Below are 15,083 nucleotides of genomic sequence, written 5' to 3'. Positions count from 1 at the left end.
ACCCGTTTACGTTCCGCTGCGCGTCGTGGGACGCTGAACGCGCTCTTTAAAACGGCGCCAGCCAAGAAAAACCGCCTGCGGCCGAAACGGCGGCAGGCGGTTTGCGTTTGTAGCGTCGACGCGTCAATCGTCGCCGGATTCGGCCCAGCTCGGATTGCGCTTGGCGATGAAGGCGCCCACGCCTTCCAATTGCTCGGCGCCGCCCATCAATTGACGCACCGCGGCGCGCTCGCGCTCCAGGTGCTGCGCCAAGGTCAGATTGGAGCTGTCCTCGATCAGCCTGCGCGCGGCGGCCACCGCGCCCGGAGCCTGGTTCGCCACCTTGTTGGCCAGGCTGATCGCCACGATCTTGGCGAAACCCTGGTCCACGATTTCTTCGATCAAGCCTATGCTCAGCGCCTTTTCCGCGGCCACCACCTCGCCGCCGAGAATGATGCGCTTGGCCCAGGACACGCCCACCTTGTCCGCCAGCGTCTTGGTGCCGCCCGCGGCCGGAATGATGCCCACCTTGGTTTCCGGCAGCCCGAGCTTGGCGCCGCGTTCGGCCACCATGTAATCACAGGCCAGCGCCAACTCCAGGCCACCGCCCAAGGCATAGCCGTTGATGGCGGCCACGGTGACGCCACGGTATTGCCGCAAGGCATGCAAAGCGCCGGCGAAGGCATCGAACACCTTGTCGGCCTCGGCCGCGTCGCCGGAAGCGAATTGTTTCAAGTCGGCACCGGCGGAAAAGAAGGTCTCTCCGGCGCCGGTCAGCACCAGCGAGCGCACTGCGGGGTCCGCATCCAGCGAGCGCACGGTGCTTGCCAGTTCATTCAGGCTCTCCGTGGTCAGCAGATTCGCCGGCGCATTCTTCAGCGTCACGATCGCAGACTGGCCCAGCCGCTCCAGTGTCAGATACTTGGCCATATTTTCCTCACTCTATCCCCATGGATTGCATCGCTGATGCATATGTTTTAGCCAGGCCGGCTGCCTGGATCCTTATGTGGAACCCATTGCGCATAGGTCCAAAGCCAAAGCAGCATTTTCTTTGCAAACTGACCTTTTGACCAGTAGTCAGTCAACAAGACCATCATTTTTTTTATAACTTTCTTTAAGACAATGCCAAGTAAAATTTTGTCAAAGTCCATAAATGCCAAAAGCAAATAACAGGCGCTTCAGCGCGGCCCGAATCGCCACTCTGTTACCATAGAGCTTTCTGCGACAGGTTGCGGCATGATTGAAACGAGCGGATGGGTATTGTTTCTGGCGGGCTTGCTGGGCGGCGGCCACTGCATGGGCATGTGCGGCGGCATCGTCGCCGCGCTGACGCTGAACCTGCCGCCCGACGCCAGCCGCTGGCGCATCATGCTGGCCTACAATCTGGGCCGCATCGGCAGCTACGCGCTGATCGGCGCGCTATTGGGCGGTCTCGCCGCCACCGGCCTCGCATTGCTGGACATCCGCGGTCTGCAGCTTGGACTGGCGCTGCTGGCCAATCTGATGTTGGTGGCCATGGGCCTCTACCTCGCCGGTCTGTCAGGCGCCGTCAACCTGATAGAACGTCTGGGCGTACCGATCTGGCGGCGCTTGCAGCCGCTGCTGGGCCGTCTGCTGCCGGTGCGCTCGGCGCAGGCCGCCTTGCTGGCCGGCATGCTGTGGGGCTGGCTGCCCTGTGGCCTGGTCTACAGCGCCTCGCTGTCGGCGCTGGCCAGCGGCAGCGCGCATGGCGGCGCGCTGACCATGCTGGCCTTCGGCCTTGGCACCCTGCCCAATCTGCTGCTGATGGGCGCCTTCGCCGACAGCTTGCGCCGCTGGATGCAACAACGACCAGTCCGCCTGACGGCGGGACTGGTCGTTGCGGGCATAGGCGCCTGGCAGTTGCTGTGCGCGCTTATTTGAACGACTTCAGAATGGTGTCCACATTGTAGCGGAATAGCGCCAGGTAGCTGGGCGCCGGACCGGACGGGCCGGACAGCGCATCGGCGTACAGCTTGCCGCCGATTTTCACCTTGGCCTCGCGCGACAGCTGCTCCAACAGGCGCTTGTCGGTCATGTTCTCCATGAAGATCGCCGCCACCTTTTCCTGACGCACTTGGCGCACCAGCCGCGCCACGCCCTTGGCCGATGCCTCGGACTCGGTGCTGACGCCCTGAATCGCCAGCACTTGCAGCTGGTAGCGCTCACCCAAATAACCGAAAGCGTCGTGCGAGGTCAGCATCTTGCGCTTGGCCGCGGGCACGGCGGCGAAGGCCTTGGCCGCCCAATCGTCCACAGCCTTGACCTTGGCCGCGTAGTCGGCGGCGCGGCGCGCGTATTCCTGCCTGCCGGCCGGGTCGGCCTGGCTCAGGCCGGCCTCGATGTTACGGATGTAAGTCAGCACGCGCTTGGGATCGTGCCAGGCATGCGGATCGATGGCGCCATGATCGTGGCCCGCATGACCATGCTCGTGATCGTGCCCCTCTTCTTCCTCGGCTTCACGGACCTTGATGCCCTTGCCGGCTTCCACTTGCACGCCCTTGAAATGAGCGGCCTTGCTCAGTCTCACCATCCAACCTTCCAGCCCCAGGCCATTGGTGACCAGCACCTTGGCCGCGGCCACTTTCTTGACATCGGCCGGCGACGGCTGGAACACGTGAGCATCTTGATCCGGTCCCACCAGCGAGGACACTTCGACGCGATCGCCGCCGATTTCCCGCGTCATGTCGGCCACGATGCTGAAGCTGGCCACCACCGGCAGCTTGGCCCAGGCGGATAAAGGCAGCCCCAGCAGCAGCAGGGCCATGATTGATTTCTTCATCGACGACTTCCTTATCTAAGGGTTCAGGATTCCAGATGCCGGGCGCGGATATAGCGCGGCAAGGCCCCGCCCACCGGCGCCAGCAGCAGCGACAGCAGATAAACCAGCCCGGCCAGCAAGATGATGGCCGGCCCGGAAGGCAGTTCGAAGTGATAGGACAGCAAGAGGCCGCCCAGGCCGGACAGGAAGGCGATGGCCACCGATAGCCCCAGCAGGGCCTCGATGCGCTCGGTCCATAGCCGGGCAGTGATCGCCGGCAGCATCATCAAGCCCACCGCCATCAGCGTGCCCAAGGCCTGGAAGCCGGCCACCAGATTCAAGACCACCAGCATCAGGAACAGCATGTGCCACAAGCCGCCGCGCGCGCCCACCGCGCGCAGGTAGACCGGGTCCAGGCTTTCCAGCAATAGCGGGCGATAGATCAGCGCCAGCGTGGCCAGGGTGAACGAGGCCACGCCGGCCACCAGGTACAGCGCGGCGTCGTCCACCGCCAGCACCGAGCCGAACAGGATATGCATCAAGTCCACATTGCTGCCGCCGCGCGACACCAGCAGCACGCCGATGGACAAGGACAGCAAATAGAAGGCGGCGAAGCTGGCGTCCTCCTTGATGCTGGTGAAACGCGTGGCCAGGCCGGCCAGCAAGGCCACCAGCACGCCGGCGAAGAAGCCGCCTATGCTCATCGCCGGCAGGCTGAGGCCGGCCATCATGAAGCCGACCGCGGCGCCGGGCAGCACCGCGTGGCTCATCGCGTCGCCCATCAGGCTCATGCGCCGCATCACCAGGAACAGGCCGATGGGCCCGCTGCCCAGGGCCAGGGCCAGGCAGCCCACCAGTGCCCGGCGCATGAAGGCGAATTCGGCGAACGGAGCCACCAGCAAATCATATAAGTGCAACATCAGGCAGGCGCTCCATCCACTTCGCAGACCGCAGCCTGGGATTGCCAATGCGCGGCGATGTCCACCGCGCGCTTCAGATTGGCGTCGCACAGCACCGTGGCGGTATCGCCCCAGGCCACCACTTCGCGCGCCAGCAGCAAGGTATGCGGAAAATAGGCGCGCACCTGCTCGTAATCGTGCAATACCGCCACCACGGTGCGTCCCTCTTCCCGCCAGTGGCGAACAAGCTCCAACAGATCGTAGGTGGTTTTGGCGTCCACCGCGTTGAACGGCTCGTCCAGCAGGATCAGTTGCGCGTCCTGCACCAGGATGCGGGCGAACAATACTCGCTGGAACTGTCCGCTGGACAGCGCCGAGATTGTCCGCAAGGCGAAATCGGCCAAGCCCACCTGCTCCAAGGCTTGCAAGGCCTGGTCGCGACCGCGGCGGCTGACGCCGCCGAACACACCGGTGTCATGCCACAGCCCGGTACACACCAGATCCAGCACGCTGACCGGCAAGGAGCGGTCGATTTCCGACTGCTGTGGCAGATAGGCGATATCGCGACGCCGGAAGCCGCCCAGCTGCACGCAGCCGGCATCCGGTTTCAACGCGCCTATCATGGTTTTGAGCAAGGTGCTCTTGCCGGCGCCGTTGGGGCCGAAAATCGCGGTGGCGTCGCCGGCGGCGAAACTGCCGCTGACATGGTGCACCGCCGGGTGGCGCTGGTAGGAAACGGTCAGGTTTTGCAGGCTGATGCTCATGCCGCCTCCTGCAAGGCCCAGGCCACCAGCAGCCACAAGGCCGCCAGCGCGACGCTGACCAGCGCCAGCCGCTGCCAGGCCGACATCGCCAGCAGGCTGAACGGCGCCTTGAAATTGGCCGGCGTCAGATGTTGATGCGCATGGCCATGGCTATGCTTGGGCGTCATTCGAAGCACTCCCGCAGCTTGGCCTCGACCACGGCGGCGTCGAAATCCTCGGCGATCAGCTCGAAGCGGCTATCGCGCCGCCAGGACACCTGGGCCGCGCCCCACTGCCCTGCCGCCCAGTTCAGCCACACCCAGCTGTCCAGCACCTTGAACACGCCCTTGGCGCGCACCAGGCCCGGCACCAACGCCGGCAGGCCGTCGAAGAAGCGAGTCAGCCGTTCGCCGTCGAAAGCCTGTTCCGGCGCGAAGGTCCAACCCATCGCGCGCCATTGCGCGGCGGCATCCTCCGGCACCGCCGGCCGATAGCGCGGCTTGGGGACGGCGGCGGCATTCAGCCAGGCCGGATCCAGCTCGCCGTTGCGCACCTCGCTGATCAGCGACTTGGGCGGGAACAAGGCCGCCGCCTGCAGGCGGAAAGCCTGCATCGTCGGCACGTCGGCGGTATCTATTTTATTGGCCACCAGCACATCGGCGATCGAAATCTGATCCCGGTACAGCGGCTGGCGATGGTAGTCGGACTGGATGAACTGGCGCGGATCCACCAGGGTCACCACCGCGCCCACTTCCAAGGCATCGCCCAAGGGCTTGGCGCGCAGTTCGTCGATGACGCCGGCCGCGTGCGCCAGGCCGCTGGCCTCTATCAGCAAGCGGTCCGGGCGCTCGCGGCGCAGCAGGGTCGCCACGGTGGCGGTCATTTGCGGCCCGGCCACGCAGCACAGGCAGCCGCCGGCGATTTCCGCCACCGCCAGGTCGTCCTGGCTCAGCGCCGCGCCGTCGATGCCGACTTCGCCGAATTCGTTGACGATGATCGCCCATTTCTCGTGCTCGGGACGATGCTCGATCAAATGGCGCAATGCCGTGGTCTTGCCCACCCCGAGAAAGCCGGTGAACAAGTTGACTATGGTTTTTTTCATGGGTAAGGGTGTTCGGTAGATTCAAGCGCTGCAGGCCTGGCAGCGGCCGGCCAGCACCAGATTTTGCGGACACAAAGAAAAAGCCACCGCCTGCGCCGCCTGGCGCAACGCGCTCAAGGCCGGCGTGGCGTCGATTTCCTGGACTTGACCGCACTCGCCGCACACCAGGATCAGTCCTTCGTGCTGGCACTCGAAATGGTTGCAGACGATGAAGCCGTTCAAGGCGTCCACCTTGTGCAGCAGACCGTGCTCCACCAGGAAGTCCAGCGCCCGGTACACGGTGGGCGGCGCGGCCGCGCCGCGCTCTTGCTGCAGATCCGCCAGTATCTGGTAAGCCTTGACTACTCCGCGGTAGCGCAGCACCAATTCCAGCACTTGGCGGCGCAAGGCGGTGAGCTTGCTGCCGCGCTGTTCGCAATGCCGCTCCGCGGCGGCCAGATAGGCGAGATGGTCCATGCCGGGCGCTCGTCTCAATGAATCAAAATACAATGTTACTGTATAACATCTCACCTTCACAAGGATTAATCATTCATCGGTTTATCATGCAGAACCATCGTGATAGCTTTGTGCTCCGGAATGTCCATGATAGTCTTATGGCCTATCACCCATCGCTCATATAAGGAAATGACATGAAAAAGCTGTTGATGCTCGCCGTTGCCGCCACACTCGCCGGTCAGGCCTTTGCCGCCGACCCGATCGCCCAGCGCAAGGACGTCTTCAAGCAATACAAGCCGGTGGTAGGTGGCATGGGCAAGATGGTGAAGGGCGAAACGCCCTATAACAAGGATGAATTCGCCAAGCTGGCCGGCGAACTGGAAGCCCTGTCCCAGAAGCCGTGGCAGTATTTCCCGGCCGGCAGCGGCACGGGCAAGACCGATGCCAAACCGGAAATCTGGAGCAAGCCCGCCGACTGGCAGAAAGCCGTGGACAACCACAAAGCGGCTACCGCCAAGCTGAAGCAAGTGGCGGCTGGCGGTGACCTGGCGGCGATCAAGGTACAGTTCGGCGCCACCCAGAAAACCTGTAAAGCCTGCCACGACGCCTTCCGCAAGGATTAAGCGCGGCCTTTCCAGCCCGCCATCCGGCGGGCTGTTCACCTTCAGGTGACGCCAGCCACCCCCGCCCGTATAGACCGTGAAATGAAAAAACTGCTGACCGTATTGCTGCTGGGCGCCATCGCGACGCCGCTCGCCCTGGCCGACACCCCGGCCGAAACCCGCACCAAATCCTTCAAGAAGATACTGCTGAGCTTCGAGCCCATGGGCATGGTGGTGCGCGGACGCGATCCCTACCAGAAGGATGCCTTCATCCGCCAGGCCGACACGCTGAAGCAGCTCGCCGCCGAGCCGTTCAATCACTTCCCCGCCAACAGCATCAGCGGCAAGAGCCGCGCCAAACCGGAGATCTGGAGCCAGCCGGCCAAGTTCCAGGCCGACAAGGACGCCTTCCTGAAAGCGGTGTCCGAGCTGAACCTGGCGGCGCACCGCGGCGATCTCGCCGTCATCAAGAAAAACTACGGCGCAGTGGCGCAGAGCTGCAAATCCTGTCACGACGCCTTCCGCGGCCCGGAAAAATAATTGGTGGCATGAAAAAAGGGCGGATACCCGCCCTTTGCTCCACAACCATGCGCCTGACGCTTACAAGCGCGTCAACAACACGTAGATGCCGCCGCTGGACACCAGCAAGGCCACCAGCGCGATGATGGCGGGCACGAATTCCAGCCGCGGCACCTCGCCGGCAATCGGCTTGCGCCCGGTAATCATCGCCTGGACCAGATTGTTCTTCTTGAACACCCGGTAGGCAACGATGGCCAGCAGATGCAGGCCGACCAGGCCCAGGATCACATTGAAAAAGTTCTTGTGAAACCAGGTCGCCGTCTCGGCCATATCGCTGCTCAACAATTTGGCCAGTGGGCCGTCGTACAGATAACTGTCGACATCAGCGGCGAACAAACCGCTGCTCACCTGGGCCAGCAAGGCCAGCAGCATCGCCAGCACCATCAGGCCGCCCAGCGGATTATGACCCGGCTGCTCATTCTCGCTCAGTTCGCCGCGCAAATAGCGCAGAATGCTGCGCGGCCCCTTGATGAAATTGCTGAAACGCGCGGTCTGGCTGCCGATCACGCCCCAAATCAGCCGGAACAGCAGCAGGCTGGCAAGGCCGGCCCCACACCAAATATGGTATTGCAACCAATCGCCGCCCTGCTCGCCGCTATACCACATGCCGGCAAACAAGATCACCAGCGCCCAGTGAAACAAGCGGGTGGGAACATCCCACACTTTTACCATTTGCGTCATTGCGCCCTCACTCCCCTTCACACCTTAAAATCCTGAATACCCTGCGTTCAAGCCACCCCGGCATCCCGCATCGCAGCATGACAAGCCCTTGCACCGCGCAGCGCCCATGACACCAATGGGGTTTTATTCCGATTTTACCGAGAAAAAGCGCTCAATAACCATCGATTTTCGGTTAATATCATTGACTGGACTCGCTCGGCGGGTCCGGCTACGCCGCCCGCAACGGGCGGCCTAACTTTTTGCGGCGACGCCTTGCACGCGTCATTGGCCGCGCGTCACGATTTTGTTGGAGACCCGATAAATGAACCATGCCCCCCTGATTCAGGATCTGCAGGCCCGCGGCCTGATTGCGCAAACCACGGATGCCGTTGCGCTGGAAGAACTTCTGAGCAAGGAGCAGGTGACCCTTTATTGCGGCTTCGACCCCACCGCCGACAGCCTGCACCTGGGCCACCTGGTGCCGGTGCTGATGCTGCGACGCTTCCAGCTGGCCGGCCACCGCCCGGTGGCGCTGGTGGGCGGCGCCACCGGCATGATAGGCGACCCCAGCTTCAAGGCCGCCGAGCGCAAGCTGAACACCCCGGACGTGATCCAGGGCTGGGTGGAGAAGATCCGCGGCCAGGTGGCGCCCTTCCTCAGCTTCGAAGGCGACAACGCCGCGTTGATGGCCAATAACTACGACTGGTTCGGCCAGATGAACACGCTGGACTTCCTGCGCGACATCGGCAAGCACTTCTCGGTCAACGCGATGATCAAGAAGGAATCGGTGCAGCAGCGCATCAACCGCGACGACCAGGGCATTTCCTTCACCGAATTCGCCTACAGCCTGCTGCAAGGCTACGACTTCGCCGAGCTCAACCGCCGCTTCGGCTGCAAGCTGCAGATCGGCGGCTCCGACCAGTGGGGCAATATCACCGCCGGCATCGACCTTACCCGCCGCCTGCAGCAACAGCAGGTCTTCGGCCTGACCGTGCCGCTGGTGACCAAGTCCGACGGCACCAAGTTCGGCAAGACCGAATCCGGCGCCATCTGGCTGGACGCGAGCAAAACCTCGCCTTACGCCTTCTACCAGTTCTGGCTGGGCACGGCGGATGCCGATGTCTACAAATTCCTGCGCTACTTCACCTTCCTGTCGCTGGAAGAGATCGCCGCGATCGAAGCCGCAGACCAGGCCCGCGACGGCAAGCCGGAAGCCCAGCGCATCCTCGGCGAGCAAATGACGGCGATGGTGCATGGCCAGAGCGCACTGGAAGCGGCGCAGCGCATCACGCAAAGCCTTTTCAACAACGATCTGAGCAGCCTGACCGCCGACGACTTCGCGCAACTGGCCCAGGACGGACTGCCCTGCGTCCAGCTGGAACGCGGCGCCGACAGCCTGATCGACGCGCTGGCCGCCGGCGGCCTGGCCAAGTCCAAGAGCGAGGCGCGCACCTTCATCCAGAGCGGCGCGGTCAGCGTCAACGGCGACAAGGCCGACAGCCTTGAGCATCAGTTCGGTGACGCAGAACGCCTGTTTGGCCGCTACACCCTGCTCAAGCGCGGCAAGAAGAACTACGCGCTGCTGGAATGGCGCTGAGCGCGGTGAATGCCTAAGACAAAGCGGCCTTCACGGCCGCTTTTTTATTAGCCGCGCCTCACTTTTCCACCTCGAAGGCCTCACCGGTAGCGAAGAAGGCACCGCCGGCGATGTAATGCAGACTACGCTTGGCCTCATCATCGAAATGCCAACGCCCATCTCCAAACACTTCCTCATCGGCTTCCGCCGCCACAACTTCCCCGATGAACAGATCATAGCGCTGCTGATTATGCGGCTCGCTGATCACCTTGCACTCCAGATAGGCGATGCAGCCATCCACGCGCGGCGCAGCCACTTTTTGCGCCAGGCGCCGGCTCAGCCCGCTGTAGGCGAACTTGTCCACCAGCCGGCCATCGGCGCCGCCGGCGCGCAGCACCGCCGCGGCTTGGGCGCGGCACGGAATATTCAGCACGAATTCGCCGGAGGCTTCGATCAACTCACGGGTATGGGTGGCCTTGTCGATGACGACCAACACTTTGGGAGGGTCGAAATCCAGCGGCATCGCCCACGCCGCCGCCATCACATTGCTACGCTCCCCCGCCGCGCTGGACACCAGCACCGTGGGGCCATGGTTCAATAAACGGTAGGACTTGCTCAGCTCAACGGCGCGTAAACGGGACATGGATGGACTCGGCTTAAATCACGATGGCCATTCTAGCGAGAGGTCACAGCCGGCGTCTGCAAAAAAAAGCCCGGCTCAAGCCGGGCATATGGATTGCTAATTTCAACAAAGGAGAAGTCATCGAGATGACTATCCAGATATAGGATGCTTTATATTGCGTTGCAAGAAGCCTTGCATCTCCAATCAAAACAGGAACATAGGCCCGCCACCCAAGGTATTGCTGCTCCCTTCCAGGCCAATATAGACATTGCGTCCGTAAAAGAACGGCAAGCCCCAATCAAAGTAATTACTGAGGCCGCCACCGGCAGGCGCGCCCAAGCCCGGCAAGGCGGAATACCCCTGCGACAACAGCGTGCCGCCATTACCCAGGCCAAAGGACACCACGCTGCTATTGCTATTGCTGGCATTGCTCAGCGTAGCGCTGAGCGCCAGCGTGCCGGCCGGGCAGAACCAGGTGCCACCTCCCACCGTGCAGGTATTGATCGTCGCATCCGGAAAGAACAGGCCGTTGGAACCACTGTCCAGAAAGCTGCCGTAACTGGACGATTTATAACTGGTCGCTATCACCGCCTGCCCATTGCCGTCCAGCGTGGTGGGAAAGGCTTTGGCCGTGCCCAAGGCATTATTGCTCTGCGTATCCACGCCGAAGTACAAGGTACCGGTGGCGCTGGGCGCGCCGCTGACGGCCACGGCGGGCAGTTGCAGCATCACGCCGTTATTGTCGCCGCTAAAGCCGATCACGGGGTTGGATACTTGCAGCGAAGCCGCCACCGTCGCCGGCTGACAAGTCAGCGCCGTCGGGCAGGCGTAATAGAAACCATTATTGCTGATGCTGCTGCAAGCGCTGCCGCAATCCTGCCGCCATAAGCCGACGCCGAGAACGCCATTGGCGCCCAGGACAGACTGGCTGCCGATATTGGTCCCGGTATTGCTGCAGGCGGTGGGAATCGTGCTGTAGGCGGAATCACCCACGATCTGAATAGGCAGCGAAGACGCCGTCTTGGACGCCATCTTGACATCGGCGTAGCGCACGCTTCCCCAGGTAAAACCGCTGGCGAACTGCATGCATTCAAGCACTTGCCGGCTGTTTGTCGCCACGCCAGGCAGGCTGGACAAGGTAGCGCCGTTCACGGCGCTGGCCAGCAAGCGCAGCCCACTGGAGCCGGTATCCACCAGCACCCGGTCTATGGTCTGGCATTGGCCGCCGCCTGGAGCGCACACCGTGACCGACACATAAGGCATATTTATTTGATAGACATTGGCCACCGGCCCGCGGTCTATCGTCATCGTCACCGAGTTGGCGGTCGAGCCACCATTATTCGGCGGCGCAATCCCGCCACCACCGCCTCCGCCCCCCCCTCCGCATGCAGTCAACACCACCGCGCACGCCAGCGCGAGCCACAACATCCCCTGTCTCATCTCGCTCTCCCGTCGGATTATTTGAGTTGTTCGATATCTAGCCCGGCCGGCAGCAGTGCCGGCACATAGGCCAAGCCGTGGAAAGCGCGCGCGCGGCCGGCCGAGATCACGACCAGGCCCGGCCGGTGGCCATCCAGCCGATTCAGGCCGGCCCGGTTGGACTGCTGTGAGGAAACATAGGCGGGAAAATAATCGCCGAGCAACTGCCGCATATCGGGCAACGACGCGCCCTGCCAAGCGACGGCGAACACAATGCCGTCCACCCCGGCGAATTCGCGAATGCGGCGGCCAGCCGGATCCTGGCTTTGCGCCACGGAATAAGCGGCTTGCGGCACGGCTCTCAGCGCCAGCGGCTGCGGCGAATTGCCGGCCACCGCGCCTGGTGGCAGCGCCTGCCCCAGCGTGGCCAGGGCTGCAGCGGGCAGCAAGCCCAGGCCGAGCAGCAGCGCGCCGCCCACGATACGAGAAATCTCCATGGATGAGCCCCCAAATCAGGATGGAAAGACAGCCGCAGCCCGGATGCTTGGCCCGAGCTTGCTAGGTGCGCGCGGTGCCGGCACCGCTTTAAAAATATAGCACGCCAGCATGAAACAGCCGCCCCATCACAGCGGAGAGATCGAAATCGACAATAAAAAAGGGGGGCCAAAGCCCCCCAGCGTCCTCAAAATTCAACCAACTGCCCGCCGGTCAAATCCGAATGGCCTGTCAGTACGCCAACGAGTCGTCATGCCGGGTCGTCACCAGCTTGCCCGCGCCCAGCGACAACATCAACAGAGCAACGCGCTCATGCACGATCACGGTATGGGTATTGCCGGAAAACTGCATATAGCGCCGCAAATCCTCACGCACTTTGCGCGAGCCGGTGACATCGATGATGATGTCTATGCGCGTGCCCTGCTCCGCCAGCTCAATGAAATTATCGGTAACCGAGATGCCACGCTGCCGGGCCAACTGGATGCCAGGCGACTCCAGATTCAAGTCCGCCACGCCAACCATCTCGACAAACGGCGCATCCAGCAACTGCCGCAACAGCGGCGTGCCGGTTTCGCCCGCGCCTATCATTCCCACTTTGATCTGTTCCATGCGGCCCACCCGAATTATGCCTATCAAATAAACGTCACACTGTAACAGCTTTGCCGGCCACGACTATTTGAGCCAAATCAAGCAGAGCCCAACAGTCCGCGCCGCCATCAAATGAAACAGGCCCGGACTATGCCGGGCCTGTAACGGTAAGATCACACGTGTTCAATGCAGATTCTGCTGCGACAGGAAACGTAGATAGCCAACGCCCTCCAGCCAGAAGCCGCCATCGGCCAGCGGCGTCGCCTCCTCCAGATCCGCCACCGTCAGCACCAATTCCTGGCCATCCAGATTGGCCTCCAGCACCACATCGTCGTCGTCGGAAAACTCTTCGGAAGCGGTATGAAAGTCCGGCTTCACGAACTGGTTGTTGACCTGAATATAGTCGGACTCATTCAGCAAACGCAGGATGTTCATGGCGACCTCCTAATGATGCGGTGGGAGACAAGGTCCAACAGACAGTGAGCACGGCGCCGGATCCGCCACGGTGACGCGCACTGTCAAGCACGCCGCCCTAGTTCTCGCCGCCCTCCGTTCAACGGCGGCTACAGCCAGCCGCGCTCGGCAAATGATTCCGCATGCCGACCGGTGACGACGAAGTGATCCAGCAATCTTATATCGACCAGCAGCAGCGCCGCTTTGAGCGTCTTGGTTAGAGAATGATCGGCCGCGGATGGTTCGCAGACGCCGGAAGGATGATTGTGGGCAATGATCACCGCCGCCGCGTTATTGGCCAGAGCCCGCCGCACCAGCTCGCGCGGATAGACCCGGGTTTCGGTCAGGGTGCCTCGAAACAACTCTTCTACCGCAATGACTCTATTCTGCGCCGTCAGGAACACGGCGACGAAGACTTCCACATCCTTGCCCGCGATCGCCAGACGCAGGAAATCCCGCACCTGTCGCGGATTGTGCAACACATCCGTCAAACTCATGTTCTCGGCCAGCGCGCGCTGCGCCAGCTCCTTGCTGGCCATCAGCTGTGCGTACTTGGCGGCTCCCAGGCCGCGCCGCGCCTGGAACTCCTCGAGACTGGCATTCAACAAGCCGGACAAGGAACCAAAATCCAACATCAGCTGCCTGGCCATCTCCACCGCGCTTTGCCCCCGCATCCCGGTACGCAGAAAGATGGCGAGCAATTCGGAGTCGGACAGCGCCGCCGCTCCTCGAGCCAACAGCTTTTCACGGGGACGCTCGGCTTCCGGCCAATTGGCGATAGACATCGGCACGCTCCTCTTCTGGCTATAGCACTGTTTTCAGGATCAGACCAAACGTGATGCGGCATCTGCCACCATATCATCGAAGCCAGATGCCGGCCAGCGCGCCCAGTCCGCGGAAATCCGCTAAAATTGCTCATTTACCGCCTGTTTCGACAAGCCCATGACAAGCAAGAAAATCCTGCTAGGCATCACCGGCGGCGTCGCCGCCTACAAGTCGGCCGAACTGACCCGACTGCTGGTCAAAGCCGGCCACAGCGTGGAAGTGGTGATGACGGAGTCGGCCACCCGCTTCGTGACCCCGGCCACTTTTCAAGCGCTGTCCGGCCACGCGGTGTACACCGACTTGTGGGACGAGCGCCCCAGCAATGCGATGGCTCATATCGATCTGTCACGCCGCGCCGATGTGTTCCTGATCGCTCCCGCCACCGCCAATACGCTGTTCAAGCTGGCTCGCGGCGCCTGTGACGATTTGCTGTCGACCCTGGCTGCGGCCCGCGCCTGCCCGCTGATCGTGGCGCCGGCGATGAACCGGCAGATGTGGGACAATCCGCCCAACCAGCGCAACATTGCCCAGCTGCGCGCCGACGGCATCAGCGTGTTCGGCCCGGCCAGCGGCGCCCAGGCCTGCGGAGAAACCGGTGAGGGCCGCATGCTGGAGCCGGTGGAGATCGCCGAATTGCTGGAAGGTTTTTTCCGCGACAAACTCCTGTCCGGAAAAAAAGTGTTGCTCACCGCCGGCCCCAGCTACGAAGCGATCGACACCGTGCGCGGCATCACCAATATCAGCTCCGGCAAGATGGGCTATGCGCTGGCGCGCGCCTGCCGCGATGCCGGCGCCGAAGTCACGCTGATCTCTGGCCCCACAGGCATGGCCGCGCCGCTGGGCATGCGCCGCATCGACGCCGCCAGCGCCCGGCAAATGCATGACGCGGTGATGACCGAGGTGGGCCGCAGCGATATTTTCATTTCCGTCGCCGCGGTCGCAGACTACCGGGTCAAGAATCCCTCCGCCCACAAGATCAAGAAAGGCGACACGCCGCCCAGCCTGGAGCTGGAGGAAAACCCGGACATCCTCGCCACAGTCGCCGGCCTGCCCGCGGCCCCGTTCTGCGTCGGCTTCGCCGCCGAAAGCCAGAATCTGCTGGAATTCGCCGAAGCCAAACGCCTGCGCAAGAAGCTGCCACTGCTGGTCGCCAACCTAGCGCAACAAGCCATGGGCGCCGACGACAATCAAGTGGTGCTGCTGGACCACGCCGGCGCCCATCCGCTGCCGGCGATGCCGAAACCGGAAGTAGCCCAAGCCATCGTTGAACACTTGGCCCAGCTGTTGCGTCACAAGCCATAAACGCAGACCGATCAACCTCCCCCAG

At 62.6% G+C, this 15,083-nt stretch carries 19 protein-coding genes; 5 read left to right on the top strand and 14 right to left on the bottom strand.

Features of this window, described 5'->3' with window-relative positions:
- Positions 1-123 precede the first annotated feature (123 nt).
- The gene (locus VI26_RS00135) at positions 124-909 is read right to left on the bottom strand and encodes an enoyl-CoA hydratase (RefSeq protein WP_048407721.1); all 786 of its coding nucleotides are present in this window, start codon (positions 907-909) and stop codon (positions 124-126) included.
- A gap of 306 nt (positions 910-1,215) precedes the next feature.
- Between VI26_RS00135 and VI26_RS00130 the strand changes: the two genes are divergently transcribed.
- The gene (locus tag VI26_RS00130) at positions 1,216-1,881 is read left to right on the top strand and encodes a sulfite exporter TauE/SafE family protein (protein ID WP_048407720.1); all 666 of its coding nucleotides are present in this window, start codon (positions 1,216-1,218) and stop codon (positions 1,879-1,881) included.
- Here the strand turns inward: VI26_RS00130 and VI26_RS00125 are convergent.
- From VI26_RS00125 to VI26_RS00105, 6 genes are read right to left on the bottom strand one after another with little or no spacing between them, the layout of a single operon-like run.
- Positions 1,874-2,779, bottom strand: coding sequence for a metal ABC transporter solute-binding protein, Zn/Mn family (locus VI26_RS00125; protein ID WP_048407719.1), 906 nt, complete (start codon positions 2,777-2,779; stop codon positions 1,874-1,876). The genes VI26_RS00130 and VI26_RS00125 overlap by 8 nt on opposite strands.
- A 23-nt stretch (positions 2,780-2,802) precedes the next feature.
- The gene (locus VI26_RS00120) at positions 2,803-3,675 is read right to left on the bottom strand and encodes a metal ABC transporter permease (RefSeq protein WP_197081335.1); all 873 of its coding nucleotides are present in this window, start codon (positions 3,673-3,675) and stop codon (positions 2,803-2,805) included.
- A gap of 2 nt (positions 3,676-3,677) precedes the next feature.
- Complete coding sequence (locus VI26_RS00115; protein ID WP_048407717.1) at positions 3,678-4,421, bottom strand: metal ABC transporter ATP-binding protein; 744 nt, start codon at positions 4,419-4,421, stop codon at positions 3,678-3,680.
- Entirely contained in the window at positions 4,418-4,588 is a 171-nt protein-coding gene (locus VI26_RS24140; RefSeq protein ID WP_156183680.1) for a hypothetical protein, read from the bottom strand. The genes VI26_RS00115 and VI26_RS24140 overlap by 4 nt, the downstream gene beginning before the upstream one ends.
- Positions 4,585-5,502 (bottom strand): GTP-binding protein, encoded by a 918-nt coding sequence (locus VI26_RS00110; protein WP_048407716.1) that lies wholly within the window; start codon positions 5,500-5,502, stop codon positions 4,585-4,587. Before VI26_RS00110 ends, VI26_RS24140 begins: the two co-directional genes overlap by 4 nt.
- Positions 5,503-5,523: 21 nt before the next feature.
- Positions 5,524-5,958 carry a transcriptional repressor gene (locus VI26_RS00105; protein WP_048407715.1) on the bottom strand — a complete coding sequence of 145 codons (435 nt, stop codon included), beginning with the start codon at positions 5,956-5,958 and terminating at the stop codon, positions 5,524-5,526.
- A 173-nt stretch (positions 5,959-6,131) separates the two neighbouring features.
- Between VI26_RS00105 and VI26_RS00100 the strand changes: the two genes are divergently transcribed.
- Together VI26_RS00100 and VI26_RS00095 are read left to right on the top strand one after the other, a co-directional pair.
- Positions 6,132-6,560 (top strand): cytochrome c, encoded by a 429-nt coding sequence (locus VI26_RS00100; protein ID WP_048407714.1) that lies wholly within the window; start codon positions 6,132-6,134, stop codon positions 6,558-6,560.
- 81 nt (positions 6,561-6,641) lie between these two features.
- Entirely contained in the window at positions 6,642-7,079 is a 438-nt protein-coding gene (locus tag VI26_RS00095) for a cytochrome c (RefSeq protein WP_053074146.1), read from the top strand.
- 60 nt (positions 7,080-7,139) lie between these two features.
- Here the strand turns inward: VI26_RS00095 and VI26_RS00090 are convergent, their stop codons facing one another.
- On the bottom strand, positions 7,140-7,799 hold the full coding sequence (locus tag VI26_RS00090) for a cytochrome b/b6 domain-containing protein (protein WP_048407713.1): 660 nt from the start codon (positions 7,797-7,799) through the stop codon (positions 7,140-7,142).
- 301 nt (positions 7,800-8,100) lie between these two features.
- Between VI26_RS00090 and tyrS the strand changes: the two genes are divergently transcribed.
- On the top strand, positions 8,101-9,375 hold the full coding sequence (tyrS, locus tag VI26_RS00085) for a tyrosine--tRNA ligase (protein WP_048407712.1): 1,275 nt from the start codon (positions 8,101-8,103) through the stop codon (positions 9,373-9,375).
- A 58-nt stretch (positions 9,376-9,433) separates the two neighbouring features.
- Here the strand turns inward: tyrS and VI26_RS00080 are convergent, their stop codons facing one another.
- From VI26_RS00080 to radC, 6 genes are all read right to left on the bottom strand, one after another.
- Positions 9,434-9,997 carry a flavin reductase family protein gene (locus tag VI26_RS00080; protein WP_048407711.1) on the bottom strand — a complete coding sequence of 188 codons (564 nt, stop codon included), beginning with the start codon at positions 9,995-9,997 and terminating at the stop codon, positions 9,434-9,436.
- Positions 9,998-10,180: 183 nt separating this feature from the next.
- The gene (locus VI26_RS00075; RefSeq protein ID WP_197081324.1) at positions 10,181-11,404 is read right to left on the bottom strand and encodes a DUF3443 domain-containing protein; all 1,224 of its coding nucleotides are present in this window, start codon (positions 11,402-11,404) and stop codon (positions 10,181-10,183) included.
- Between the two features lie 29 nt (positions 11,405-11,433).
- Positions 11,434-11,892 (bottom strand): DUF2844 domain-containing protein, encoded by a 459-nt coding sequence (locus VI26_RS00070; protein ID WP_048407709.1) that lies wholly within the window; start codon positions 11,890-11,892, stop codon positions 11,434-11,436.
- Positions 11,893-12,121: 229 nt separating this feature from the next.
- Entirely contained in the window at positions 12,122-12,499 is a 378-nt protein-coding gene (locus VI26_RS00065) for an oxidoreductase (protein WP_048407708.1), read from the bottom strand.
- Positions 12,500-12,661: 162 nt separating this feature from the next.
- Entirely contained in the window at positions 12,662-12,913 is a 252-nt protein-coding gene (locus VI26_RS00060; RefSeq protein ID WP_019101157.1) for a hypothetical protein, read from the bottom strand.
- Between the two features lie 128 nt (positions 12,914-13,041).
- Positions 13,042-13,716 carry a DNA repair protein RadC gene (gene radC, locus VI26_RS00055; RefSeq protein WP_048407707.1) on the bottom strand — a complete coding sequence of 225 codons (675 nt, stop codon included), beginning with the start codon at positions 13,714-13,716 and terminating at the stop codon, positions 13,042-13,044.
- A gap of 157 nt (positions 13,717-13,873) precedes the next feature.
- Here radC and coaBC point away from each other — a divergent pair, with 157 nt between their 5' ends.
- Positions 13,874-15,058 carry a bifunctional phosphopantothenoylcysteine decarboxylase/phosphopantothenate--cysteine ligase CoaBC gene (gene coaBC, locus VI26_RS00050; RefSeq protein ID WP_048407706.1) on the top strand — a complete coding sequence of 395 codons (1,185 nt, stop codon included), beginning with the start codon at positions 13,874-13,876 and terminating at the stop codon, positions 15,056-15,058.
- Positions 15,059-15,083 lie beyond the last annotated feature (25 nt).

Source organism: Chromobacterium sp. LK1, assembly GCF_001043555.1.
GTDB lineage: Bacteria > Pseudomonadota > Gammaproteobacteria > Burkholderiales > Chromobacteriaceae > Chromobacterium > Chromobacterium aquaticum.
Note: the sequence above shows the minus strand (reverse complement) of the source record. Positions and strands in the feature narration are given on the sequence as shown.